The sequence below is a fragment of the Streptomyces sp. L2 genome (genome assembly GCF_004124325.1).
GTDB lineage: Bacteria > Actinomycetota > Actinomycetes > Streptomycetales > Streptomycetaceae > Streptomyces.
The window spans coordinates 941,528-966,503 of sequence record NZ_QBDT01000001.1 but is presented as its reverse complement, the minus strand read 5'-3'; the positions used below and the strand labels follow the sequence as shown (position 1 = coordinate 966,503).

Sequence of the window (24,976 nt, the reverse complement as noted above, 5' to 3'; positions counted from 1 at the left end):
GCTAGTTCGCCCCGAACGCGGCCGGGTCGGGGCCCAGGCGCCGGTCCTCGTCGAGCGCGCTGATCGCCGCGAGGTCCTCGTCGTCCAGCAGGAAGTCGAAGACGTCGATGTTCTCCCGGATCCGGGACGGCGTCACGGACTTGGGGATCACCACGTTGCCGAGCTGCAGGTGCCAGCGCAGCACGACCTGCGCCGGGGTGCGCTCGTGCTTGCGGGCGATGGCCACCACCGCCGGCACCTCCAGCAGGCCCTTGCCCTGGCCGAGCGGGGACCAGGCCTCGGTGGCGATGCCGTGCTCGGCGTGGAACGCGCGCGACTGATGCTGCTGCAGGTGCGGGTGCAGCTCGATCTGGTTGACCGCCGGGACGACGGACGTCTCGTCGAGCAGCCGGCGCAGATGCGGGGTGAGGAAGTTGGACACGCCGATCGCCCGGGCCCGGCCGTCGGCGTGCAGCTTCTCCAGCGCCCGGTAGGTGTCGACGTACGTGTCCTGGGCCGGCACCGGCCAGTGGATCAGGTACAGGTCGACGTAGTCCAGGCGCAGCTTCTTCAGCGACGCGTCGAAGGCGCGCAGCGTGGCGTCGTAGCCCTGCTCGTTGTTCCAGACCTTCGTGGTGACGAAGACGTCCTCACGGCGCAGGCCCGAGGAGGCGACGGCCTTGCCGGTGCCCTTCTCGTTGCGGTAGATCGCCGCGGTGTCGATGCTGCGGTACCCGGCGTCGAGCGCCGTGGCGACGGCCCGCTCGGCCTCCTTGTCCGGCACCTGCCACACGCCGAAGCCCAGCTGGGGCATCTCGACGCCGTTGTTGAGGATGATCGGGGGGACCTTGCTGCTCACGAGCTCGTTGATCCTTCGGTTGTCGACAGGGGTATTGCCATCGTCAACGACCGGCTGCCGGAATGCATTCCGTTCCGGCCACTGACGCAGCGTCAGCCCAAGGATGTCAGGCGCGGTACAGCGCCTCCACCTCGCCCTCGTACGCCTTCTCGATCGCCTTGCGCTTCAGCTTCAGCGACGGCGTGAGCAGACCGTGCTCCTCGGTGAACGGCTGGGCCAGGATGCGGAAGGTGCGGATCGACTCGGCCTGGGAGACGAGCGTGTTCGCGGCGACGACCGCGCGCCGCACCTCCGTCTCCAGATCGGCGTCCCTGACCAGCTGCGCCGGGGTCATCCGCGGCTTGCCGCGCATCTGCAGCCAGTGCTCCACGGCCTCCTGGTCCAGGGTGACCAGGGCGGCGATGTACGGGCGGTCGTTGCCGACCACGATGCACTGGTTGACCAGCGGATGGTCGCGGACCCGCTCCTCCAGGACGCCCGGGGAGACGCTCTTGCCACCCGACGTGACCAGGATCTCCTTCTTGCGGCCCGTGATCGTGAGATAGCCGTCCTCGTCGAGGGAGCCCAGGTCGCCGGTGGCGAGCCAGCCGTCGTGCAGGGTCGCGTCGGTGGCCTTCTGGTTGTTCAGGTAGCCCTGGAAGACGTTGTCGCCGTGCAGCCAGATCTCCCCGTCGTCCGCGATGTGCACCGTGACGCCGGGAATGGCCTGGCCGACCGTGCCGTACCGGGTGCGCTCGGGCGGGTTCGCGGTGGCCGCCGCCGTCGACTCGGTCAGGCCGTAGCCCTCGTAGATCTGCACGCCCGCGCCCGCGAAGAACAGCCCCAGCCGGCGGTCCATGGCCGAGCCGCCGGACATCGCGTTGCGGATCAGGCCGCCCATCGCCGCGCGCACCTTGGTGTACACCAGCTTGTCGAACAGCTGGTGCTGCATGCGCAGCGCCGCCGACGGGCCCGGCCCGGTGCCCCAGGCCTTGGCCTCCACGGCGTCCGCGTACTTCACCGCGACCTCGACCGCCTTCTCGAACGGCCCCGCCTTCCCTTCCTTCTCCGCCTTCCGCCGGGCCGCGTTGAACACCTTCTCGAAGATGTACGGCACGGCCAGGATGAACGTCGGCCGGAACGCGGCCAGGTCCGGCAGCAGCGCCGCCGCGTGCAGCTGCGGCTGGTGCCCGAAACGGACCCCGCCGCGGATCGCGGCGACCTCGACCATCCGCCCGAAGACGTGCGCCAGCGGCAGGAACAGCAGCGTGGAGGCCTCGGACTCGCGCTTGGAATGGAACACCGGCTCCCAGCGCCGGACCATCGTGTCCGCCTCGTACATGAAGTTGCCGTGGGAGAGGACGCAGCCCTTGGGGCGGCCGGTCGTGCCCGAGGTGTAGATGATCGTGGCCGTCGAGTCCGCCGTGACCGCCTGCCGGTGCCGGTGCACCACCTCGTCGTCCACGTGCGCGCCGGCGTCGTACAGCTCCTGCACGCAGTCCGAGTCCAGCTGCCACAGCTGGCGCAGCTGCGGCAGCCGGCCGATGACGGTGGCGATGGTCATCGCGTGGTCCTCGTGCTCCACGACCGCCGCGGACACCTCGGCGTCGTACAGCATCCAGAAGCACTGCTCGGCCGAGGAGGTCGGGTAGATCGGTACCACCTGGGCGCCGATCGTCCACAGCGCGAAGTCGAACAGGGTCCACTCGTAGCGGGTGCGGGACATGATCGCGACCCGGTCGCCGAAGCGGACACCGCGCGCGAGGAGCCCCTTGGCGAGCGCGAGGACCTCGTCCCGGAACTCCGCGGCGGTCACGTCACGCCACTGCCCGGCCTCCTTGCGGCCCAGGGCGATGTGCAGCGGGTCGTTCTGGGCACGCTCGAAGACGGTGTCGGCCAGACCGCCCACGGGCGGCGCAGACGCCGACGGAGGGTTGGTGAACTCGCGCAAACCCCGCTCCCGGTCCTCGCTCCTAGGTCATCCCCGTGATGCTCCGCACAGCGCCGTGAAAGCTACCCCACCCGCCCGCCGGACGGGAGGGGTAAGGAAGCCGGGCAAACCGTACGTTCCGGCCCGGTGGTGGCCGGGAAATGCCCGCACATGGGGAAGGGACGGACACAATACTGACGGGTCAGTAAGTTTCGGGAGCGTAATCTCCACCGAATCTGTACGCGCCGATTACGGCCCACGGGGGCCTCCGGTTCATGGCCCGGGAACCCTTCCAGGGTGCCGTCTGCGCGGGCCGGCTGCGCGCCGGGAGCGCGTGCGGGGCGGGGTCGGCGGGGGCCGGTTTCGCGCCGGGAGCGCGTCCGGGGTGCCGTCAGTGCGGGCCGGTTCCGCCCCGGTGCAGTCGGTCGCCGCCTGCCAGGATCGCCGCGGCCAGGGCGTTCGCCGCCTCCTGGGCGGTGCCCCGGCGCGGGCCGTGGACGAGGACGAAGTCGACCTTGCCCAGGTCGGGCAGCCCCGCCCGCTCCGGCAGCCGGACCAGACCCGGCGGGATCAGCCGCCGGGAGTGGGCCATCACGCCGAGGCCCGCACGAGCGGCGGCGACGAGGCCGTTGAGGCTGCCGCTGGTGCACGCGATCCGCCAGGCCCGCCCCTGCCCGTCCAGGGTCTCCAGGGCGCGGGCGCGGGTGATCCCCGGCGGTGGATACACGATCAGCGGGACCGGGCGGTCGGGGTCCAGGCGCAGGCGCTGCGCGCCGATCCACACCAGGTCGTCCCGCCAGACCAGCTCGCCGCGCGGGTCCTGCGGGCGCCGCTTGGCCAGCACCAGGTCGAGCTTCCCGCCGGCCAGCTGCTCGTGCAGGGTGCCGGACAGCTCCACGGTCAGCTCCAGGTCGACCTCGGGATGGTCGTGCCGGAAGCCCTCCAGGATCTCCGGCAGCCGGGTGAGGACGAAGTCCTCCGAGGCGCCGAACCGCAGCCGGCCCCGCACCCGGGTGCCGGTGAAGAACGCCGTCGCCTGCTCGTGCACCTCCAGGATGCGGCGGGCGAAGCCCAGCATGGCCTCGCCGTCGTCGGTCAGCTCCACGGAGTGCGTGTCCCGGCTGAACAGCGGACGTCCGGCGGCTTCCTCCAGGCGGCGCACGTGCTGGCTGACCGTGGACTGGCGCAGGCCCAGCCGCTGGGCGGCCTGCGTGAAGCTGAGGGTCTGGGCCACGGCGAGGAACGTGCGCAGGTGCGAGGGGTCGTACACCCCCGCAGACTATCTCCGGTCATCACGATATGCGATGACAGTCAGAGCGGTATGCCGGATTCCCGATCGGCCCGCGGGAGAGGACGATGGAGGGGGGCCTTCCGGGCCCGTGAGACCAGACCCATCGGAGCACCGTGAGAAGCCTGCGCCTGCCGAGCTGGATCCCGATCGACCCGTACATCCTGCTGCTGCTCGGGACGGTGGGTCTCGCCGCGCTGTTCCCCGCCGAGGGCACCGGCGCCGACGTGGCCTCGGGGGCGTCCACCGCCGCCATCGCGCTGCTCTTCTTCCTCTACGGCGTACGGCTCTCCACCCGCGAGGCGCTGGACGGCCTGCGTCACTGGCGGCTCCACATCACCGTCCTGGCCTGCACCTTCGTGCTCTTCCCCGTGCTGGGGCTGGCCGCCCGCGGACTGGTGCCGGTGCTGCTGACCCAGCCGCTGTACCAGGGACTGCTCTTCCTGACCCTGGTGCCCTCGACGATCCAGTCGTCGATCGCGTTCACCTCCATCGCGCGCGGCAACGTGCCCGCCGCGATCTGCGCCGGTTCCTTCTCCTCCCTCGCCGGCATCGTGCTCACCCCGCTGCTGGCGGCCGGCCTGATCGGCGGCGGCGCGGGCGGGTTCTCCGCCGACTCGCTGGTGAAGATCGTGCTCCAGCTGCTGGTGCCGTTCGTCGCCGGCCAGCTGCTGCGCCACTGGCTCGGGGACTTCGTCGCCCGGCACAAGAAGGTCCTCGGGCTGGTCGACCGCGGCTCGATCCTGCTGGTCGTGTACACCGCGTTCAGCGAGGGCATGGCCCAGGGCATCTGGCACCAGGTCAGCGCGGTCCGGCTCGGCGCGCTGCTCGCCGTCGAGGCGGTCCTGCTCGCCGTGATGCTCTCCCTGACCTGGTACGGCGCCAGGGCACTCGGCTTCGGCCGCGAGGACCGCATCGCCATCCAGTTCGCCGGGTCGAAGAAGTCCCTCGCCTCGGGGCTGCCCATGGCGAGCGTCCTGTTCGGCGCCCACGCCTCGCTGGCGGTCCTGCCGCTGATGCTGTTCCACCAGATGCAGCTGATGGTGTGCGCGGTCATCGCCAAGCGCCGGGCCCGCGACCCGGAGGAGCCCGCCCGGGAGCGGGCCGGTGCGGTGGGCGGCGGACGGTCGCGGCAGCGCGTCCTGCGCTGAGCCCGGCTCGCGGCTCGTCCGTCAGGGGCGCAGGACGACCTTGCCGAGGTTGGCCCGTGACTCGATCACCTCGTGTGCCTTCGCCGCCTCCTCCAGCGGGAACTCCGCGTGCACGGCGGGCTTCAGGGCGCCCTCGGCGAACAGCCGCCACAGCTCCCGGCGCCACTCCTCGTAGGTGTCCGGGCGGCCGCGGGCGATGAGCGCCATCTGGAAGCCGATCACCGACTTGGCACCCACCAGCAGGTCGTACGCCCGGACGGTGCCGCCGCCCGAGCTGTAGGCGACGAGGCGGCCGTGCGGGGCGAGTGCGGCGAGGGCCGGGGTGAGCAGGTCACCGCCGACCGCGTCCAGGACACAGTCGACAGGCTCCCCCCAACCGTCGTCCCCATACTGAATACAGTCGTCCGCGCCCAGGGAGCGGACAAAGCCGGCCTTCGACCGGTCCGACACCGCCCCCACCACCCGGCCCGCGCCCCCGATCCGCGCGAGCTGCACCGCCAGATGCCCGACACCGCTCGCCGCGGCCGTCACGAGCACCGACTCGCCGGGCGCCGGCCGCGCCGCCCGCAGCGCCCCGAGCGCGACCAGCCCGCTGCGCACCAGCGCGACCGCGTCGACGCACCCTGCGCCCCCGGGAATCGGGGAGGCCATGGACTCCTGGAGCACGGCCAGGTCGGCGTACCCGTGCCCGAAGCACAGGCCGGTCACCCGGTCCCCGGCCCGGAAACGGGTGACACCCGCACCGACGGCCACCACCTCGCCGGCGATCTCCCCGCCCAGCGCGATCGGCTCGGCGGCCTCGGTGACCTTGCGGACCACGGGCAGGGTGACGCCGACCGCCTCGCAGCGGACCAGCAGCTCGCCGGGGCCGGGCCGAGGAGCGGGGACCTCCTCCAGGAACAGGGGGCCGCGGGGGGAGCCGTACCGGACGCGACGCATCGCCCACCTCCAAAAGTCGTTGGGAGTCCCAACGGTACAAGGTATTCATGGGGGAGTCCAACGATTCCGGGTACGCTGCCGTCATGGCCGAAGCCCCCCTCCCCGCGATCCGCGCCCTGCCCAGCTGGCTCCTCGGCCGGGCCGCCGCCCGCGGCCGCGCCCTGGTCGCCGAGGCCCTCGCCGCCGAGGGCATGAAGATGTGGCACCACGTGGTGCTCTCCGCCGTCCGGGACCTCGCGCCCGTCGCCCAGGCCGACCTCGGCCGCGGTGTCGGCCTGGACCCCAAGGACCTGGTCGGCGTCCTGAACGACCTGCAGTCCGCGGGCCTCGTCGTCCGCGAGCCCGACCCCCGGGACCGCCGCAAGAACGCCGTCTCCCTCACCGGCGACGGCACCCGCCTCCTCGTCCGCTGCGAACGGGCCGCCCGCGAGGCCAACGACGAACTGCTCGCCCCGCTGACCCCGGCCGAACGGCAGCACTTCACGGACCTGCTGACCCGGATCTCCGGTACGGACGGCTGACGTTCTGCCATGACCGCGGCTCACCCCGGCCGACCCGTCCCGAAGACGCACGGGCCCGCACAATGAACGGCGGGGCCCCGGCGGCGCAGGGGGCGCTCCCCGCCGGCCGGGGCCCCGCCGCCGTGCCGCGGGGACCCGCCTCAGCCCTGCCCGGCCGCGGCCGTCAGGGCGACGCGGTCCTCGCCCGCGTACACGTTCATGGAGCTGCCCCGCAGGAAGCCCACCAGGGTCAGCCCGGTCTCGGCGGCCAGGTCCACCGCCAGCGACGAGGGCGCCGACACCGCCGCCAGTACCGGGATCCCCGCCATCACGGCCTTCTGCGCCAGCTCGAACGAGGCCCGGCCCGACACCAGCAGGATCGCCCGCGACAGGGGCAGACCGTCGTTCTGCAGGGCCCGGCCCACCAGCTTGTCGACCGCGTTGTGCCGGCCCACGTCCTCCCGTATGTCCAGCAGCTCGCCGTCCTCCGTGAACAGCGCGGCCGCGTGCAGACCGCCGGTCCGGTCGAACACCCGCTGCGCCGCGCGCAGCCGGTCCGGGAGGCTCGACAGCAGTTCCGGGGTGACCCGCAGCGGGGGAGTGTCCGCGATCGGCCAGCGCGCGGTCGTCCGTACGGCGTCCAGGCTGGCCTTGCCGCACAGCCCGCACGAGGAGGACGTGTACACGTTCCGCTCCAGCGTGAAGTCGGGCAGCGGGACGTCCGGCGCGGTCCGCACGTCCACCACGTTGTAGGTGTTGGCGCCGTCCGCGGTCGCCCCCGCGCAGTAGACGATGTTCTGCAGATCGGATGCCGAAGCCAGCACACCCTCGCTCACCAGGAAGCCCGCGGCCAGCGCGAAGTCGTCGCCCGGCGTCCGCATGGTGATCGCCAGCGGCCGGCCGCCGAGCCTAATCTCCAGCGGTTCCTCGGCGACGAGCGTGTCCGGCCGGGTGGAGACCGCCCCGTCCCGGACCCGCAGGACCTTGCGCCGCTCCGTGACTCGTCCCATGTCCTGATCAGCCCCGGTTCTGTACGTGCTGGTAGCCGAAACGGCCCTTGATGCAGAGATTGCCGTGGGTCACCGGGCTGTCGTGCGGCGAGGTGACCTTCACGATCTCATTGTCCTGCACGTGCAGCGTGAGGTTGCAGCCCACTCCGCAGTACGCGCACACCGTCGTCGTCTCCGTCTGCTTCGACTCGTCCCACGTACCCGCCGCCCGCATGTCGAACTCCGACTTGAACGACAGCGCCCCCGTCGGGCACACCTCCACACAGTTCCCGCAGTACACACAGGCCGAGTCGGTCAGCGGCGCGTCGTGCTCCACGGCGATCCGGGCGTCGAAGCCGCGCCCGGCGACCGCGATCGCGAACGTGTTCTGCCACTGGTCGCCGCAGGCGTCGACGCACTTGTAGCACAGGATGCACTTGCCGTAGTCGCGGACGTACAGCTCGTTGTCGACCCTCGGCTCCTCGTTCAGCCGGGCCGCGTCCGGGCCGAACCGGTCCGGCTTCGCCTCGTACTCCTTGATCCAGCCGGCCACCCGCGGCGTCGTCGACAGATCGACCGAGGAGGCGAGCAGCTCCAGGACCACCTTGCGGCTGTGCCGGGTGCGCTCGGTGTCCGTACGCACCACCATGCCGGGCTCGGCCCGGCGCGAGCAGGCCGGCTGCAGCGTCCGGGACCCCTCCACCTCCACCACGCACACCCGGCAGGCGTTCTTCGGACGCAGCGTGTCGCCCTCGCACAGCGTGGGCACATCCGTGCCGGCGGCCCGGCAGGCGTCCAGCACGGTGGAGCCCTCCGGAACCCTCGTCTCCCGCCCGTCGAGCGTGAACTCGACCAGCCGGCGCGGCACTCCGATCGGTATCGCGGTCATTCGTACGCCCCCAGACGGTCGATGGCGGATTCCACGGCGTTCCACGCGGTCTGCCCCAGACCGCAGATCGAGGCGTCCCGCATCGCCCGCCCCACCTCACGCAGCAGCGCGATGTCGTCGGCGGCCCCCGCGCCCGTGCGGCCGGCGATCCGGCGCAGCGCCTCCTCCTGCCGCACCGTCCCGACCCGGCAGGGCACGCACTGCCCGCAGGACTCCTCCCGGAAGAACTCGGCGATGCGCAGCAGCAGCCGGGGCAGCGGCACGGTGTCGTCGAAGGCCAGCACCACACCGGAGCCGAGCGTCGTGCCCGCCTCCCGGGTGCCCTCGAAGGTCAGCGGGAGGTCCAGCTCGTCCGGCCGGACGAAACCACCCGCCGCGCCGCCGAGCAGCACCGCCCGCAGCCGGGGACGTACACCCGCCTGCTCCAGCACTTCGCCGAGCGTCGCCCCGAAGGGCACCTCGTACACGCCGGGTCGCGCGACACTGCCCGACACGCAGAACAGCTTCGGGCCGGTGGATCCGGCGGTGCCGGTCGCCGCGTACGCCGGCGCGCCCAGGGTGAGGATCGGCAGCACGTTGACCAGGGTCTCCACATTGTTCTCGACCGTCGGCCGGCCGAACAGCCCCTGGTCCACCGGGAACGGCGGCTTGGAGCGCGGCTCGCCCCGGTAGCCCTCGATCGAGTTGAACAGGGCGGTCTCCTCGCCGCAGATGTACGCCCCGGCGCCCCGGCGGATCTCGATGTCCAGGCTGTAGCCCTGGCCGAGGATGTCGCCGCCGAGCAGACCGCGGGCCCTGGCCTGGTCGACGGCATGCCGCATACGGTCGACCGCGCGCGGATATTCACCGCGGATGTATACGAAAGCCCGCTGCGCCGAGATCGCATACGACGCGATCGTGATCGCCTCCACGAGCGCGAACGGGTCGCCTTCCATCAGCACCCGGTCCTTGAACGTGCCCGGCTCCGATTCGTCGGCGTTGCACACCAGATAGTGCGGACGGTCGGGATGCGACGCCGTCGCCTGCCACTTGCGGCCGGTCGGGAACGCGGCCCCGCCCCGCCCGACCAGCCCCGAGTCGGTCACCTCCCGGATCACTCCGGCGGGCCCCAGCTCGAAGGCCCGGCGCAGCGCCGTGTAGCCGCCGTGCGCCCGGTAGTCGTCCAGCGAGGCCGGGTCGACGACGCCCACCCGCCGCAGCAGGACGAGTCCCTCCTGCCCCGCCTGCGGCACGGCCGCCGCGGCCGGCGGCTCCCCGGGCGCCGCGTCCGGCGCGGTCGCCGCCGCGACGGCCGCCTCGACCGTCGCCGGCGCCGACACCGCCGTACGGACCGGATCACCGGCCCGGATCGCGAGCGCGGCCGGGGCGCGTTCGCACAGGCCCAGGCAGGGGCCGCGCTCCACGCCCACCCCGCTGCCCGGCCCGAGCCGTGCCTCGATCCCGGCGCACAGTTCACCGGCGCCGGCGGCCGTGCACGCCAGGTCCGTGCAGACGTGCAGGACGGTCGCCGGACGCGGCCGTACGGAGAACATGGCGTAAAAGGTCGCCACCCCGTAGGCCTCCGCGGGCGGGACGGTCAGTCGTCGGCACAGGTAGTCCAGGGCGCCCTCGCTGATCCAGCCGACGCGGTCGTTGAGCGCGTGCAGCCCCGGCAGCAGCAGGTCGCGGCGGTCACGGGCCGCACGGCCGCCACGCGCCCACCTCAGGTCCGCGTCCGACCGGTCGGCGCCCTCCCAGGAGGACTCCGCGGGCCCCAACAGGGCGTCGACGGCGGCCCGTTCCTCGTCCGTCGGCTTGCTGTCGCCGAAGTGCAGGTCCACGTCGGATCACCTCACGTACGTCGTGGCCGGGAGCTTCTCGATCCGGATCGCCGACGCCTTGAACTCCGCCGTCCCCGCGATCGGGCACGTCGCCTCGATCGTCAGCGCGTTGGTGTCCACCTCGTCGGGGAAGTGCATGGTCATGAAGGCCAGGCCGGGCCGCAGCCCCGTGTCGACCCACACCGGCGCCACCACCGAGCCGCGCCGCGAGGACACCCGGACCTCCTCACCGACGGCCACCCCGTACCGCTCGGCGTCCTCCGGGCACAGCTCCACGTACTCGCCGCGCCTGAGCGGGGAGGCGAAACCGCCGCTCTGCACCCCGGTGTTGTACGAGTCCAGCCGCCGCCCGGTGGTGAGCCGGATGGGGTACTCCTCGTCGGTGAGGTCCACCGGCGGATCGTGCCGCACCAGCCCGAACGGCGCCGCCCGGCCCCGCCGGCCGGGGTCCGTCTCCCACAACCGGCCGTGCAGATACGGCGGTTCGAGCGACTCGGTGCTCGGGCAGGGCCACTGGATGCCCTGGTGCTCCACCAGCCGCTCGTACGTCATCCCGTAGTGGTCCGGCGACACCGACCGCAGCTCGTTCCAGACGGCCTCCGGGTCCGCGTACTTCCAGTCGTGGCCGAGCCGGGCCGCCAGGTCGCAGATGATGTCGATGTCCTCGCGGGCCTCGCCGGGCGGGGTGACGGCCCGGCGCACCCGCTGCACCCGCCGCTCGCTGTTGGTGGTGGTGCCCTCCGTCTCCGCCCAGCCGGCGGTCGCCGGCAGCACCACGTCGGCCAGTTCGGCGGTCTTCGTGAGGAAGATGTCCTGCACGACGAGGAAGTCCAGCGCCCCCAGCCGGCGTACCGCCTGTTCGGTGTCGGCCTCCGACTGCGCGGGGTTCTCCCCGACGCAGTACACGGCCCGCAGCGAGCCGTCCTCCATCGCCTTGAACATGTCCGTCAGGTCCAGCCCGTAGTGCGGCTCGATCACCGTGTCCCAGGCCGACTCGAACCGCAGCCGGACGTCGGGGTCGAGGATGTCCTGGAATCCGGGCAGCCGGTTGGGGATCGCGCCCATGTCGCCGCCGCCCTGCACGTTGTTCTGCCCGCGCAGCGGCTGCAGACCGGAGCCGTAGCGGCCGACGTGACCGGTGAGCAGGGACAGGTTGATCAGCGCGCGGACGTTGTCGGTGCCGTTGTGGTGCTCGGTGATGCCCAGCGTCCAGCACAACTGGGCGCGCTCGGCCCGCGCGTAGGCGTGCGCCAGCTCACGGATCGCGCGGGCCGGCACGCCCGTCACCTTCTCGGCGAGGGACAGCGTCCACGGCTCGACCAGCTTCTCGTACTCCTCGAAACCGGTCGTCGCCCGCCCGACGAACGCCTCGTTGACCAGGCCCGCGTGGATGATCTCGCGGCCGACCGCGTGCGCCAGCGGGATGTCGGTGCCCACGTTCAGCCCGAGCCAGCTCTCCGCCCACTCGGCGGTGGAGGTGCGGCGGGGGTCGACCGCATACATCCGGGCACCGTTGTGTATGCCCTTGAGCACGTGCTGGAAGAAGATCGGGTGCGCGAAGCGGGCGTTGGAGCCCCACATCACGATGACGTCGGTGTGCTCGGTCTCCTCGTACGACGACGTGCCCCCGCCGGAGCCGAACGCCGCCGCCAGCCCGGCCACGCTGGGCGCGTGACAGGTCCGGTTGCACGAGTCGACGTTGTGGGTGCCCATCACGACCCGGGCGAACTTCTGCGCCACGTAGTTCATCTCGTTGGTCGCGCGGGAGCAGGAGAACATGCCGAACGCGCCCCGGTTGCGTGTCAGGCCCCGCGCCGTGCGGTCCAGCGCCTCCTCCCAGCTCGCCCGCCGGAACGGTTCGTCGCGCGCGTCGCGCACCAGGGGGTGGGTGAGCCGGGTGTAGGTCTTCGGTTGCCGCTTCCTCATACGACGCTCCTCATGCGGCGCTCGTCAGCGCGAGCAGGTCCGAGATGGCGTGCACGGTGCGCAGGGTGGGCACCTCGACGCCGGTGACGTCCGCGAGTTCGACGACGGCCGCGAGCAGCACGTCGAGCTCCAGCGGCTTGCCGCGCTCCAGGTCCTGGAGCGTGGAGGTGCGGTGGTCGCCGACGCGTTCCGCGCCCGCGAGCCGCCGTTCGACGGAGACGCCGACCTCGCACCCGAGGGCCTCGGCGACCGCCAGGCTCTCGCGCATCATCGTCTCCACGACCCGGCGGGTGCCGCCGTGCAGGCACATCTGCCGCATGGTGGCCCGGGTGAGGGCGCTGATCGGGTTGAAGGAGATGTTGCCGAGCAGCTTCAGCCAGATGTCGTTGCGCACGTCGGGTTCGACGGGGCACTTCAGGCCGCCGGCGCGCATCGCCTCGCTGAAGTCCAGGCAGCGCGCCGAGATCTCGCGGCCGGGCTCGCCGACGGAGAACCGCGTGCCCTCCAGATGCCGGACGACGCCGGGCGCCGCCAGTTCCGTCGCCGCGTAGACGACGCAGCCGACGGCCCGTTCGGGGGCGAGGACGGTGCTGACGGCGCCGCCGGGGTCGACGCTCTCGACGCGATGGCCGTCGTAGGGGCCGCCGTGCCGGTGGAAGTACCACCAGGGGATGCCGTTCTGGGCGGCCACCACCGCCGTGCGCTCGTGCAGCAGCGGCTGGATCAGCGGCCCGCACGCCGCGTAGGAGTTGGCCTTCAGGCCCAGGAAGACGTAGTCGGCCGGGCCGATCTCGGCCGGGTCGTCGGTGGCGTTCGGGTGCGCGGTGTAGTCGCCGCGGGGGCTGAGCACGCGCACTCCGTGCTGCCTCATGGCCGCCAGATGCGGTCCACGGGCGACGAGATGCACATCGGCGCCGGCGCGGTGGAGCGCGGCACCGACGTAGGCGCCGATCGCACCGGCGCCGAGGACTGCGACTTTCACGGAACACTCCGTTCGGTTTGAGGGATACCGCGGAGGTGGGGTGTGGGGGCGGGGTGTCGAGATGGGTTGTCGACGAAATATTGTCTACAGTATGGAGTCACGGCCGACAAGAGTCCGCGCACACCCGCACGGCGCCGAGGCTCCGCCGCTGCGGAAGCCGACAATCTCCGCGTCCGATTCCTGTGACTTCAGTTGCCCTCGTACCCGTGAGTCACCGAAGAGACTGGTGGGTCCCGCTACCCACGGCAATGAGGGGGACACGCCCGATGAACGGCTCGCGCATCACCGCGATCGGCCACTACCAGCCCGCCCGCGTGCTCACCAACGGCGACCTGGCCGACCTGGTGGACACCAGCGACGAGTGGATCCGCAGCCGGGTGGGCATCCGTACCCGCCACATCGCCGGCCCCGACGAGCCGGTCGACGAACTCGCCGCGCACGCCGCCGCCAAGGCCCTCGCCGCCGCGGGGCTCACCCCGGAGGACATCGACCTGGTGCTGGTCGCCACCTCCACCGCGATCGACCGCTCCCCGAACACCGCCGCCCGGCTAGCCGCCCGGCTCGGTATCCCCGGTCCGGCGGCGATGGACGTCAACGTCGTCTGCGCCGGCTTCACCCACGCGCTGGCCACCGCCGACCACACCGTCCGCGCGGGCGCGGCGACCCGCGCGCTCGTCATCGGCGCCGACAAGATGTCCGAGGTCACCGACTGGAGCGACCGCTCCACCTGTGTCCTGGTCGGCGACGGCGCGGGCGCCGCCGTGGTCGAGGCCTGCGCACCCGGCGAGGCGGCGGGCATCGGGCCGGTGCTGTGGGGCTCCGTGCCCGAGATGGGGCACGCCGTGCGGATCGAGGGCACCCCGCCCCGTTTCGCCCAGGAGGGGCAGAGCGTCTACCGCTGGGCCACCACCCGGCTGCCGGCCATCGCCCGGCAGGCCTGCGAGAAGGCCGGCCTGGAACCCGCCGCCCTCGCCGGGGTCGTCCTGCACCAGGCCAACCTGCGCATCATCGAGCCGCTCGCCGGGAAGATCGGGGCCGTCAACGCGGTGGTCGCGCGCGATGTCACCGAATCGGGCAACACGTCCGCCGCGAGCATCCCGCTCGCCCTGTCCAAGCTGATCGAGCAGGGAGCGGTACGCGGCGGCGACCCGGTCCTGCTGTTCGGTTTCGGCGGCAACCTCTCGTACGCAGGCCAGGTCGTACGGTGCCCGTGACGCACGCAACGCGCGCCGGGTCTGGCTTCTGTGCGCCGTAGACTGTAGACGATAAACAATCCATAGTGAGCAGTGCACCGTGTACCGCATACCGTCCGCTGTACACGGCACCTGCCCAGGAGGGGGATCGCCATGTTGCCGACCGGACTGCCGCAGGGCTCCGTGCCCAGGCTGGAGCGTCCCGGCCCGCTGCGCGAGCGCGTCTACGAGGCCCTCCTGGAGCTGATCACCACCCGCGCCCTGCAGCCCGGCCAGCACCTGGTGGAGAGCGAACTCGCCGGACACCTCGGCGTCTCCCGGCAGCCGGTGCGCGAGGCGCTGCAGCGGCTCAACACCGAGGGCTGGGTCGATCTGCGGCCCGCCCAGGGCGCGTTCGTGCACGAGCCGACCGAGGAGGAGGCCGACCAGCTCCTGACCGTGCGCACCCTCCTGGAGGCCGAGGCGGCCCGGCTGGCCGCGCTCAACGCGGGCGAGGCGGGCATCACCGCCCTGCAGCGCATCGTGGAGGAGGGCCGTATCGCCGCCGCCGAGAACGACATCACGCGGGCCGTCGCCCTGAACGCCGCCTTCCACGCCAAGATCATGGAACTGGCCGGCAACGCGGTCCTCGCCGAACTCGCCGCCCAGGTCGACCGGCGCGTCCGCTGGTACTACACGCCGGTGGCCCGGCTGCGCGGCGGCACCTCCTGGGAGGAGCACCAGGAGATGATCCTGGCGATCGTCGACCGCGACGCCCGGCGCGCGACCCGCCTGATGCGCGAACACACCGAGCACACACGCCAGTCCTACCTCGAACGCGACGCCTCCTGACCCGGACCGGCCTCCCGCCTCGGGCCGGCCTCGCGTCCCGGGCCTCCGCCTCGGGCATCCCGCCCCGGGGCTCCTGGCCGCCGCTCCTGACCCGCTGTTCCTGAGGGTGGCCGCGCCCCGCACCGCCAACCCGGGCGCCCGCGACCCGCCGCCCGGCAGCCCGCCTTCCCAGGCCCGATCCGGGCCTCTTGACATGGGCCTCTGGCCCGGCCACCCCGCTCCGCCCCGGCCACCCTCCGCCAAGCACCCGCGCGCCCGCCGCCCCCCGCCCGGCAGCCCGCGTTCCCCCGCCCCGACCCGGGAGCGGATCGCGGAGGGGGAACACCGGGGAGCCCGGCGGGGGAAAGCGAGCCGGACAGGAACGGGCGGCGGAAGGCCGCGGGACGGCGGGGATCAGGCCGCGGAATCGCCGGGGTCAGGTGGCCGGCTGCGGCTTCGGCGCCGCGGGCGCCGTCTCCGTGCCGCCGTCCCGTCCCGGCTGGCGCAGCAGCAGGGCCAGCGCGGCCGCCAGCATCGAGATCCCGCCGGCCAGCGCGTAGGCGCCGTTGTAGCCCCAGGCGCCGACCACCATGGAGCCCAGGCCGCCGCCGAACAGGCCGCTGATCAGCTTGCCGCTGTACACCAGGCCGTAGTTGGTGGCGTTGTAGTTCTCGCCGAAGTAGTCCGGGGTCAGCGCGGCGAACATCGGGTAGAAGGCGCCGCCGCCGAAACCGGAGAGGAACGCGAAGAACAGGAACAGCCACTCGCTCTTCATGTCACCGGCCCAGATGACCCCGAACTGGGCGACGCCCAGGACGAGGATCACGAAGATCAGCGCCGTCTTGCGTCCCCACAGGTCCGACAGCCAGCCGACCACGGCACGGCCGACCCCGTTGATGACGGCCATCACGCCCATCGACGAGGCCGCGACCAGCGGTCCGAAGCCGATGTCCTTCGCGAAGTCCACCTGGAAGGAGATACCGAAGATCGACACGCCTCCCGTCATCACCACCGTGATCCACATCAGCGGGAGCATGCCGGTTCTGATGGCCTCCTTCGGCGTGAACTGCCGTACCGCCGGGGGGTTCTTCGCCAGGCTCGCGGCACTCTTGCTGTTCCCGGAGTGCGACAGCGGGTCGACCTCGGCCGGCCACCAGTTCTTCGGCGGGTCCTTGAAGAAGAACGCGCACACCGCGACCACGATCAGCACGTAGACGCCGATCAGGTCGAGTACCTCGTTGTAGTTCCCGGTGTCGAAGGCGTAGTTGAAGATGAAGATGAACGGCAGCGAACCGTAGGCGAAACCGCCGTTGACGAAGCCGGTCTTCGCACCGCGCCGCTCCGGGAACCACTTGCCGACCATGTTGATGCAGGTCGCGTAGATCAGCCCGGAGCCCAGCCCGCCCACGACCCCGAAGCCGCAGATCGCGAGCGCCACGTTGTCGAAGTGGGACAGGGACAGGAAGCCCAGCAGGCACATCGCGGAGCCGATGTACATGGCGCGGCGGGCGGTGAGGATGCCCCGCTCGCGCAGCCAGCCGGCCGGGAAGGCGATGCCCGCCTGGAAGAACACCCAGACGCTGAGGATCCAGAAGGTGTTGCTCTGCGTCCAGCCGTGCGCGTCGGACAGGGTGTCCTCCGCGGAGCCGTAGGCGTACTCGGACACGCTGATGGCCATCATGGATATCCACGGCAGGTACACCATCAGCTTGCGCGAGTGGCCGAGCAGGTCGCGGTCCGTCTCGCCGACGCGGTAGACCCGCCCCCGGGAGTCGGTGACTTCGCGGTACGAGCGGTTCGCCGCGCCGGGATCGGCCGGCGTGTTCCGGGTTGCCATCGGATCAGGCGTCATGTCAGGCCATCTCCTCGCCGAGGGGGTGGGGATTGGGGACGATGCGCCGGGCACTCGGTCGGCCCGGAGCCTTGAGGAACAGCGCCAGTACGGCGCATGCGAGCCCGGTGCAGCCCGCCAGGAGGAGGGCGCCGTGCGGGTCCCGGCCGTCGGCACCGGTGCCGGTGCCGACGACGACCGCCGGGAGGAGCCAGGCGCCCGCGAGCAGCCCGTAGACACTCGCGTGGTGGTTCTCACCGAAGTGGTCCGCGGCCAGCGCGGTGACGAGCCCGAGGACGGCGACCCCGGCCAGCCCGGTGGCGGCCGCACAGCACACCAGCAGCGGCACGCCGTCCGTCCGGCCGGCCGCCACCGCCCCGAACTGGGCGGCGCCCAGCAGCAGACAGGCCGCGGCCAGGGTGCGGCGCCGGCCCAGCCGGTCGGACAGTGCCCCGGCGCCCGCCGCGGCCGCGCCGCCCGCCACGACGGCCCACGCGAGCCCGCCGCCGGCCCCCGGGCCGGCGCCGTGGTGGGCGAGCCCCCGCAGTCCGAGCGCGGTGGTGCCGGCCGCACCCAGCAGGCACAGTCCCAGCAGCCACAACGCCGGGGCGCGGACGGCCGCTTCGGGGGTGTAGTGCCGTACGGCAGGCAGGTTCGATTCCAGTCCGCCCCGGGCCGCCGGAGCCCTGAGCGGGTCGGTGTGCGGCGGCCACCAGTTCTTCGGCGGGTCCCCAAGGAGCCGGCCGGCCGCCGCCACCACCAGACACGCTCCGGCACCGGCCGCGGCGAGCACAGTGCGCTGCCCGGCGTCCGCCGCCGGCCAGCCGGCGAGACCGGGGAGGAACGGTACGGCGCCGATGACGAGGCCACTCGCCACGAACGCCGTCGGACCGCCCCGGCGCTCCGGCCACCACTTGCCCGGCAGCGTCAGACAGGTCGCGTGCACCAGGCCGGCACCGGTGCCGCCCACCAGGGCGGAGCCGAGGCGGACGACCGGCACACCGGGCGCGAGGGCGAGGGCGAGGCACCCGAGCAGGGTGGCGAACGCCCCCGCGGTCACGGCCGCGCTGGCGGAGAGCGGGCCGTTCTCACGCCGCCGCCCGGACCACCGGGCCGCGCCCGCCAGGGCCGCCGCCCACAGGCCGGCCGGCCACAGCATGCCCCCGCCCCACGGACGGGCGCCCCCCAGCGTGTCCTGCGCCGCGAGGAACGCGTACCCGGCGCAGGCGACGCCCGTCATGCCCAGCCAGGGCAGGACGGCCATCCAGATCCGGTCGCGTCCCGTCAACTCGCCGGCGCTCTCGCCGACCCGGTACACACGGCCGTTGCGGTCCCTCACCTCCCTGCACAGCAGAGAGGCGGGTGGATCGGTGGTTTGCATCTCGTGGTGCCCCTTGCGTCGAAAGTTCTGGCCAGCGCCCCCTGTCCAATGCCTTTCGTGCGCGCACGGGTCCCGGGCGCGGCCGGCGCGCACCGCCGGCCGCCCCAACGCTCACTCAGCTCATGAACCGCCCCCCAGCAACCCCGCCGCCCGCGCCCACCTGTACTTCGCGCCGAGTACGGCCACCGGCTTCTCCGTCGTGTACGGGTAGGCCACGACGCCGTGTTCGAAGAGGTACTGGCAGGCCGCCTCGACCTCGACGTCGCCCGCGAGGGACGCCACGACCGGCTTCTCGATCCCCTTGGACCGGAACTCGGCGACCACGCGCGCGGCCAACTCCGCGAACACCATCGGCGGGGTGACGATCGTGTGCCAGTAGCCGAGGACGAGCGCGTGGATCCGCGGATCCTCAAGTCCCAGCCGGATCGTCGCCTCGTACGTCGACGGCGGCTCGCCGCCCGTGATGTCCACCGGGTTGCCGGCCGCCCCGAACGGCGGGATGAACCGGCGGAACGCCTCGTCCAGATCGGGCGGGATCTCCATCAGGGACAGCCCGTTGTCGGTGACCGCGTCGGACAGCAGCACGCCGCTGCCGCCCGCGCCGGTGATGATGACCACGTTGTCGCCCCGGGGCGCCGGCAGTACCGGCAACGCGCGCGCGTACTCCAGCATGTCGTTGAGTCCCGGCGCCCGGATGACACCGGCCTGCCGCAGGATGTCGTCGTACACCGCGTCGTCGCCCGCGAGGGCCCCGGTGTGCGAGCCGGCGGCCTTCGCGCCCGCCGCCGTACGGCCCGCCTTCAGCACCACCACCGGCTTCTTCGGCACCGTCGCGCGCGCCGCCTCCACGAAGGCCCGCCCGTCCTTGAGGTCCTCCAGGTGCATCGCGATGCACTCGGTGTGCGGATCCTCACCGAACCAGGTGAGCAGGTCGTCCTCGTCCAGGTCGGCCTTGTTGCCGAGGCCCACGATCGCCGACACACCCGTCTTAGTGGTGCGCGCGAAGCCGAGGATCGCCATGCCGATGCCCCCGGACTGCGAGGTCAGCGCCACACCGCCCTTGACGTCGTACGGCGTGCAGAACGTGGCGCACAGGTCCTGCCAGGTGGAGTAGTAGCCGTAGATGTTCGGGCCGAGCAGGCGGACGCCGTACCGTTCGGCGACCGCCACGATCTCCGCCTGGAGCGCGTGCTCGCCGGTCTCCGCGAAACCGGAGGGGATCAGGACGGCGTTGGGGATGTTCCTGCGCCCCACCTCCTCCAGCGCCGCGGCCACGAACGGGGCGGGAATGGCGAAGACGGCCACATCCACCTCACCGGGAACGTCCGTGACACTCTTGTACGCCTTCCGGCCCAGGATGTCATCGGCCTTGGGGTTCACCGGGTGGATCTCCCCGGCGAAGCCGCCGTCGAGGAGGTTGCGCATCACCGAGTTGCCGATCTTGCCCGGCTCGTTGGAGGCGCCGATCACGGCGATGGAGGAGGGCTGCATCAGCCGGCGCATCGTCGACAGGATCTCGTCGCGTGCATACCGCCGACGGGGTTCCGGCTGCGAGGTGGCGAGGATGATCCGGATGTCGGCGGCCACCGCGCCCTCGGGCGTCGCGATCACCGGGTTGAGGTCCACCTCGGCGATCTCCGGGAAGTCCGCGACCAGTTCGGACACCCGCCGGATCTGCTCGGCGAGGGCCCACCGGTCCACGCCCGGCCGCCCCCGCACCCCGCGCAGGACCGGCGCCGCCCGGATGGAGTCGAGCATCGACAGGGCCTCGTCGGCGCCGACCGGGGCCAGCCGGAACGTCACGTCCTTCAGCACCTCGACCAGCACACCGCCGAGCCCGAACGCCACGACCTTCCCGAACGTCGGATCGGTGACCGCGCCGACGATGACCTCCTGTCCCGGCGGCAGCAGCTCCTGTACCTGCACACCCTCGATCCGGGCGTCCGCGTCGTACGCGCGCGCGTTCTCCACGATCCGGTGGAACGCGGCCCGCACGTCCGCCGCGCCCCGCACCCCGACGACCACACCGCCCGCGTCGGTCTTGTGCAGGATGTCCGGCGAGACGATCTTCATGACGACCGGCCCGCCGAACCGCGCCGCGGCCGCCACCGCCTCGTCCACGTCCGCCGCCAGCGCCTCGCCCGGTACGGCGATCCCGTACGCGTCGGCGATCACCTTGCCCTCGGGCGCCGTCAGCGCGGTACGGCCCTCGCCGCGCACGGCGTCGAGCAGCGACCGCACCTTCGTCAGCCGGTCCTCGGCCATCACCTCAGATCACCCCGTTCGACTTCAGCAGGCGCAGTTCCTCGTCACCGAGGCCCAGTTCGCCGACGTACACCTCGGCGTTGTGCTCGCCGAGCAGCGGGGAACTGCGCACCTCGACGGGGGAGTCGGACAGCTTCAGGGGGCTGCCGACCGTGACGAACTCGCCGCGCTCGGGGTGCTCGACGCGCACCACCATCTCGTTGGCGGCCAGCGAGGCGTCCTCGATGATCTCCCGTGCGGACAGGATCGGCCCGCAGGGGATGTTGTGGGCGTTGAGCCGCTCCAGCACCTCCCACTTGGGCAGCGTCGCGGACCACTCCTCGATCAGCTGGAACATCTTGTTCAGCTTCGGCAGGCGGGCCTCGGGCGTCGCCCACTCGGGGTCGTCGGCGAGTTCCGGCCGGCCGATCAGCTCACTGACGGGTTTCCAGCCGACGGGCTGCACGATCACGTACACCCAGTCGTTCGGGCCGCCCGGCGCGCACTTGACCGCCCAGCCGGGCTGGCCGCCGCCGGAGGCGTTCCCGGAGCGGGGGACCGCGTCGCCGAAGTCCTCGTTCGGGTACTCGGCGAGCGGCCCGTGGGCCAGGCGCTGCTGGTCGCGCAGCTTCACCCGGCACAGGTTGAGCACGGCGTGCTGCATGGCCACGTTGACCCGCTGGCCGCGTCCGGTGCGCTCGCGCTGGAGCAGCGCCGCGAGGATCGCCGCGACGAGGTGCACGCCGGTGCCCGAGTCCCCGATCTGGGCGCCCGTCGCGAGCGGCGGCCCGTCCTCGAAGCCGGTGGTCGACATCGACCCGCCCATGGCCTGCGCGACGACCTCGTACGCCTTGAATCCGGTGTAGGGGCCTTCACCGAACCCCTTGATGGAGGCGTACACGAGCCGCGGGTTGATCTCCTGTATGCGGTCCCAGGTGAATCCCATACGGTCGACCGCGCCCGGCCCGAAGTTCTCCACCATGACGTCGGAGCGCCGGATCAGCTCGGTGAGGATCTCCTTGCCGCGCTCGGTCTTGGTGTTCAGCGTGATGCTCCGCTTGTTGCAGTTGAGCATCGTGAAGTAGAGGGAATCGACGTCCGGCAGGTCCCGCAGCTGCCTGCGGGTGATGTCCCCGGACGGCGCCTCCAGCTTGACCACGTCGGCACCGAGCCAGGCGAGCAGCTGGGTGGCGGAGGGGCCGGACTGGACGTGGGTCATGTCGAGGACGCGAATGCCCTCGAGTGCCCTGGCTGTCATGGGCGTTCACCTCACTTGTACATGGTCTGGTTCATGGTTCCGGGGGCGTAGGCGTCCGGGTCGACCCAGACGTTGATCAGCGACGGCTTGCCCGACTCCCGCGCCCGGCGCAGGGCGGGGCCGATGCCGGCGGGGTCGCGGACCTCCTCGCCGTGACCGCCGAGCATCCGCGCGAACTCGTCGTACGGCACGTCGCCGAGGGTGTTGCCGACCCGCTCGCGCTCCTTGCCGTACTTGACGGCCTGGCCGTAACGGATCTGGTTCATGGAGGAGTTGTTGCCGACGATGCCGACGAACGGCAGGCCGTAGCGGACGAGGGTCTCGAAGTCCCAGCCGGTGAGGGAGAAGGCCCCGTCGCCGAAGAGCGCCACGACCTCCTTGTCGGGCCGCGCCTGCTTGGCGGCCAGCACGAAGGGGACGCCGACGCCGAGCGTGCCGAGCGGGCCCGGGTCCATCCAGTGGCCGGGCGACTTGGGCTGCACGACCTGCCCGGAGAAGGTGACGATGTCCCCGCCGTCGCCAATGTAGATGGAGTCCTCGGTGAGGAAGTCGTTGATCTCGCTGACCAGCCGGTATGGGTGGATCGGCGAGGCGTCGGAGCGCAGCTGCGGCAACCGCTTGTCGAGCGCGGCCTGTTCGGCGGCGCGCAGCTCGTCCAGCCACTCCTTGCGCCGGGCGGCACCGCCGTTGACGCGCCCGGACGCGGCCTCGTCGACCGACTTCAGGACCAGTCCCGCGTCGCCCACGATCCCGAGGTCGATGTCGCGGTTCTTGCCCACCGTCCGGTAGTCGAGGTCGATCTGCACGACGGTCGCGTCGGGGGAGAGGCGCTTGCCGTAGCCCATCCGGAAGTCGAACGGCGTGCCGACGATCACGATGACGTCGGCGTGGGCGAACGCGTACCGGCGTGAGAGCTGGAAGTGGTGCGGGTCGCCCGGTGGCAGGGTGCCGCGGCCGGCGCCGTTCATGTAGGCGGGGATGTTGAGGGTGCGGACCAGATCGATCGCCGCCTCGGTGCCGCGGGTCGTCCAGACCTGGCTGCCCAGCAGGATCGCGGGCTTCTCGGCGTGCACGAGCAGATCGGCGAGCCGCTCCACGGCCTCCGGATCGCCGGCCGAGCGCGTCGAGGCCCGGTAGCCGCCCGGCCGGGGCACCCGGGCCTTCGCCACCGGCACCTTGGCGTCGAGGACGTCGCGCGGGATCTCCAGGAACGAGGGCCCGGGCGCGCCGTGGTAGCACTCGCGGAACGCCATCGACACCATGTCCGCCGCCCGCGCCGTGTCGGGCACGGTCGCCGCGAACTTGGTGATCGGCGTCATCATGTCGACGTGCGGCAGGTCCTGCAGGGAGCCCATCTTGTGCTGGGTGTGCGCGCCCTGGCCGCCGATCAGGAGCATCGGGGACTCGGCGCGGAAGGCGTTGGCGACACCGGTGACGGCGTCGGTGGTCCCCGGGCCCGCGGTGACGACGGCGCAGCCGGGCCTGCCGGTGATGCGGGCATAGCCGTCGGCGGCGTGCGCGGCGACCTGCTCGTGGCGTACGTCGACGACCTCGATGCCCTCGTCGACGCAGCCGTCGTAGATGTCGATAATGTGGCCGCCGCACAGGGTGTAGATGCGGTCGACCCCCTCGGCCTTCAGCGCCTTGGCAACGAGATGACCACCGGAGATCACGTCCTGGGGGCCGGGGTCCTGTGTGTCGTCGGGCATGGCGAAGTCCTGTCCCTTCGTAGGGGTGGGAACGCTCGTGGCCGGACAGCTCAGCGAGATGCTGTCGGCGGTCGGCAGTACATTGCATACAGTCGACGAATACTGTATGAAGCTTGTTATCCCGCATCCGGTGGGTGGTGTCCAGGGGGCGTGCGGCACTTTTCAGACAGGAGCCGAAATGGACCTGTACGAACACCAGGCAAGGGACCTCTTCGCGGAACACGGCATCCCGGTGCCGCGCGCCGAGGTCACGGACTCGCCCGGCGAGGCCCGGGCCATCGCCCGCCGGCTCGGCGGGAGCGCGGTGGTCAAGGCACAGGTGAAGACCGGCGGACGAGGGAAGGCGGGCGGGGTGAGGCTCGCCGCCGACCCGGCCGCCGCCGAGCGGACGTCCCGGCAGATCCTCGGCATGGACATCCGCGGCCACACGGTCCGCACCGTCATGCTCGCCGAACCCGTCGACATCGCCGACGAGTTCTACGTCTCGTACGTCCTCGACCGGGCGGCCGGCCGCTTCCTCGCGATCGCCTCCGCCGAGGGCGGGATGGAGATCGAGGAGGTCGCGGCGAGCAGGCCCGAGGCGGTGGCGCGCGTCCCCGTCGACCCGGCCGAGGGCGTGACCTCCGCCAAGGCCTGCGAGATCGCCGACGCCGCCGGCCTGCCGGCCCGGTGCGCCGACGTCCTCGTACGGCTGTGGCAGGTGCTGGTCCGCGAGGACGCCCTGCTCGTCGAGGTCAACCCGCTGGTGCGTACCGCCCGGGGCGGCGTCCTCGCCCTCGACGGCAAGGTCACCCTCGACGACAACGCCCGCTTCCGGCAGGCCCGCTGGGGCGATGAGCCCGGCGGGCACCACGACCCGCTGGAGGCGGTGGCCGCGGCCCGCGGCCTCACCTACGTCAAGCTCGACGGCGAGGTCGGCGTGATCGGCAACGGCGCGGGCCTGGTCATGTCCACTCTCGACGTCGTCGCCGGCTGCGGCGCCCGGCCCGCGAACTTCCTGGACATCGGCGGCGGCGCCTCGGCCCGGGTCATGGCCGACGGACTGTCCGTGATCCTCTCCGACCCCGCCGTGAGGTCCGTCCTCGTCAACGTCTTCGGCGGGATCACCGCCTGCGACGCGGTCGCCGACGGCATCGTCGAGGCGCTGGACACGGTACGGCTGACCAAGCCGCTCGTCGTCCGGCTCGACGGCAACAACGCGGCCCGGGGCCGCGCCGTCCTCGACGAGCGCGCGCATCCGCTGGTCGAGCAGGTCCCCACCATGGACGGCGCCGCCCGCCGGGCCGCCGAACTCGCCCACACCGCCTGAGGAGCCGCAC

General features: G+C 72.3%; 19 protein-coding genes. 5 read left to right on the top strand and 14 right to left on the bottom strand.

All coding sequences use genetic code 11. The features are described 5' to 3' along the window. Position 1 precedes the first annotated feature (1 nt). The 3 genes from DBP14_RS04185 to DBP14_RS04175 all read right to left on the bottom strand — a co-directional run bounded on the left by DBP14_RS04185 (position 2) and on the right by DBP14_RS04175 (position 4,017). Entirely contained in the window at positions 2 to 838 is an 837-nt protein-coding gene (locus DBP14_RS04185; protein WP_129305696.1) for an aldo/keto reductase, read from the bottom strand. 106 nt (positions 839 to 944) lie between these two features. Further along, the gene (locus DBP14_RS04180; protein WP_129305695.1) at positions 945 to 2,768 is read right to left on the bottom strand and encodes an AMP-dependent synthetase/ligase; all 1,824 of its coding nucleotides are present in this window, start codon (positions 2,766 to 2,768) and stop codon (positions 945 to 947) included. A 370-nt stretch (positions 2,769 to 3,138) separates the two neighbouring features. Continuing rightward, the gene (locus DBP14_RS04175) at positions 3,139 to 4,017 is read right to left on the bottom strand and encodes a LysR substrate-binding domain-containing protein (protein WP_129305694.1); all 879 of its coding nucleotides are present in this window, start codon (positions 4,015 to 4,017) and stop codon (positions 3,139 to 3,141) included. A gap of 134 nt (positions 4,018 to 4,151) precedes the next feature. On the opposite strand from DBP14_RS04175, the gene DBP14_RS04170 reads away from it, so the two are divergent. Beyond that, complete coding sequence (locus DBP14_RS04170) at positions 4,152 to 5,186, top strand: bile acid:sodium symporter family protein (protein ID WP_129305693.1); 1,035 nt, start codon at positions 4,152 to 4,154, stop codon at positions 5,184 to 5,186. A gap of 21 nt (positions 5,187 to 5,207) precedes the next feature. On the opposite strand, the gene DBP14_RS04165 is transcribed toward DBP14_RS04170, so the two are convergent. Further along, the gene (locus DBP14_RS04165; protein WP_129305692.1) at positions 5,208 to 6,125 is read right to left on the bottom strand and encodes a zinc-binding dehydrogenase; all 918 of its coding nucleotides are present in this window, start codon (positions 6,123 to 6,125) and stop codon (positions 5,208 to 5,210) included. A gap of 83 nt (positions 6,126 to 6,208) precedes the next feature. Between DBP14_RS04165 and DBP14_RS04160 the strand changes: the two genes are divergently transcribed. After that, entirely contained in the window at positions 6,209 to 6,646 is a 438-nt protein-coding gene (locus DBP14_RS04160) for a MarR family winged helix-turn-helix transcriptional regulator (RefSeq protein WP_129305691.1), read from the top strand. A 140-nt stretch (positions 6,647 to 6,786) separates the two neighbouring features. On the opposite strand, the gene fdhD is transcribed toward DBP14_RS04160, so the two are convergent. The 5 genes from fdhD to DBP14_RS04135 are packed head-to-tail and all read right to left on the bottom strand — an operon-like array spanning position 6,787 to position 13,231. Next, positions 6,787 to 7,635 carry a formate dehydrogenase accessory sulfurtransferase FdhD gene (gene fdhD / locus DBP14_RS04155; protein WP_129305690.1) on the bottom strand — a complete coding sequence of 283 codons (849 nt, stop codon included), beginning with the start codon at positions 7,633 to 7,635 and terminating at the stop codon, positions 6,787 to 6,789. A 7-nt stretch (positions 7,636 to 7,642) separates the two neighbouring features. Continuing rightward, a complete protein-coding gene (locus tag DBP14_RS04150) occupies positions 7,643 to 8,503 on the bottom strand; it encodes a 2Fe-2S iron-sulfur cluster-binding protein (RefSeq protein ID WP_129305689.1) in 861 nt (286 codons plus the stop codon). After that, on the bottom strand, positions 8,500 to 10,323 hold the full coding sequence (locus tag DBP14_RS04145) for an NADH-ubiquinone oxidoreductase-F iron-sulfur binding region domain-containing protein (RefSeq protein WP_129305688.1): 1,824 nt from the start codon (positions 10,321 to 10,323) through the stop codon (positions 8,500 to 8,502). The genes DBP14_RS04150 and DBP14_RS04145 overlap by 4 nt, the downstream gene beginning before the upstream one ends. A gap of 6 nt (positions 10,324 to 10,329) precedes the next feature. After that, a complete protein-coding gene (locus DBP14_RS04140; protein ID WP_129305687.1) occupies positions 10,330 to 12,249 on the bottom strand; it encodes a molybdopterin-dependent oxidoreductase in 1,920 nt (639 codons plus the stop codon). A 10-nt stretch (positions 12,250 to 12,259) separates the two neighbouring features. Beyond that, positions 12,260 to 13,231 carry a 2-dehydropantoate 2-reductase gene (locus DBP14_RS04135; protein ID WP_129305686.1) on the bottom strand — a complete coding sequence of 324 codons (972 nt, stop codon included), beginning with the start codon at positions 13,229 to 13,231 and terminating at the stop codon, positions 12,260 to 12,262. 266 nt (positions 13,232 to 13,497) lie between these two features. Between DBP14_RS04135 and DBP14_RS04130 the strand changes: the two genes are divergently transcribed. Together DBP14_RS04130 and DBP14_RS04125 are read left to right on the top strand one after the other, a co-directional pair. Beyond that, on the top strand, positions 13,498 to 14,445 hold the full coding sequence (locus tag DBP14_RS04130) for a beta-ketoacyl-ACP synthase III (RefSeq protein ID WP_129305685.1): 948 nt from the start codon (positions 13,498 to 13,500) through the stop codon (positions 14,443 to 14,445). A gap of 132 nt (positions 14,446 to 14,577) precedes the next feature. Further along, positions 14,578 to 15,255 (top strand): GntR family transcriptional regulator, encoded by a 678-nt coding sequence (locus DBP14_RS04125; protein ID WP_129305684.1) that lies wholly within the window; start codon positions 14,578 to 14,580, stop codon positions 15,253 to 15,255. A gap of 415 nt (positions 15,256 to 15,670) precedes the next feature. Here the strand turns inward: DBP14_RS04125 and DBP14_RS04120 are convergent, their stop codons facing one another. The 5 genes from DBP14_RS04120 to DBP14_RS04100 form a co-directional block, all read right to left on the bottom strand. After that, entirely contained in the window at positions 15,671 to 17,086 is a 1,416-nt protein-coding gene (locus DBP14_RS04120; RefSeq protein ID WP_129305683.1) for an OFA family MFS transporter, read from the bottom strand. A 1-nt stretch (position 17,087) separates the two neighbouring features. Next, a complete protein-coding gene (locus DBP14_RS04115; RefSeq protein WP_129305682.1) occupies positions 17,088 to 18,446 on the bottom strand; it encodes an MFS transporter in 1,359 nt (452 codons plus the stop codon). Between the two features lie 120 nt (positions 18,447 to 18,566). After that, the gene (locus DBP14_RS04110; protein WP_129305681.1) at positions 18,567 to 20,711 is read right to left on the bottom strand and encodes an acetate--CoA ligase family protein; all 2,145 of its coding nucleotides are present in this window, start codon (positions 20,709 to 20,711) and stop codon (positions 18,567 to 18,569) included. A 4-nt stretch (positions 20,712 to 20,715) separates the two neighbouring features. Continuing rightward, complete coding sequence (gene frc / locus DBP14_RS04105) at positions 20,716 to 21,948, bottom strand: formyl-CoA transferase (RefSeq protein ID WP_129305680.1); 1,233 nt, start codon at positions 21,946 to 21,948, stop codon at positions 20,716 to 20,718. 11 nt (positions 21,949 to 21,959) lie between these two features. Then, positions 21,960 to 23,657: a thiamine pyrophosphate-binding protein gene (locus DBP14_RS04100; protein WP_129305679.1), complete on the bottom strand. Its 1,698-nt coding sequence runs from the start codon at positions 23,655 to 23,657 to the stop codon at positions 21,960 to 21,962. Between the two features lie 178 nt (positions 23,658 to 23,835). On the opposite strand from DBP14_RS04100, the gene sucC reads away from it, so the two are divergent. Then, positions 23,836 to 24,966, top strand: coding sequence for an ADP-forming succinate--CoA ligase subunit beta (gene sucC, locus DBP14_RS04095; protein ID WP_129305678.1), 1,131 nt, complete (start codon positions 23,836 to 23,838; stop codon positions 24,964 to 24,966). The last annotated feature ends 10 nt before the right edge of the window (positions 24,967 to 24,976 follow it).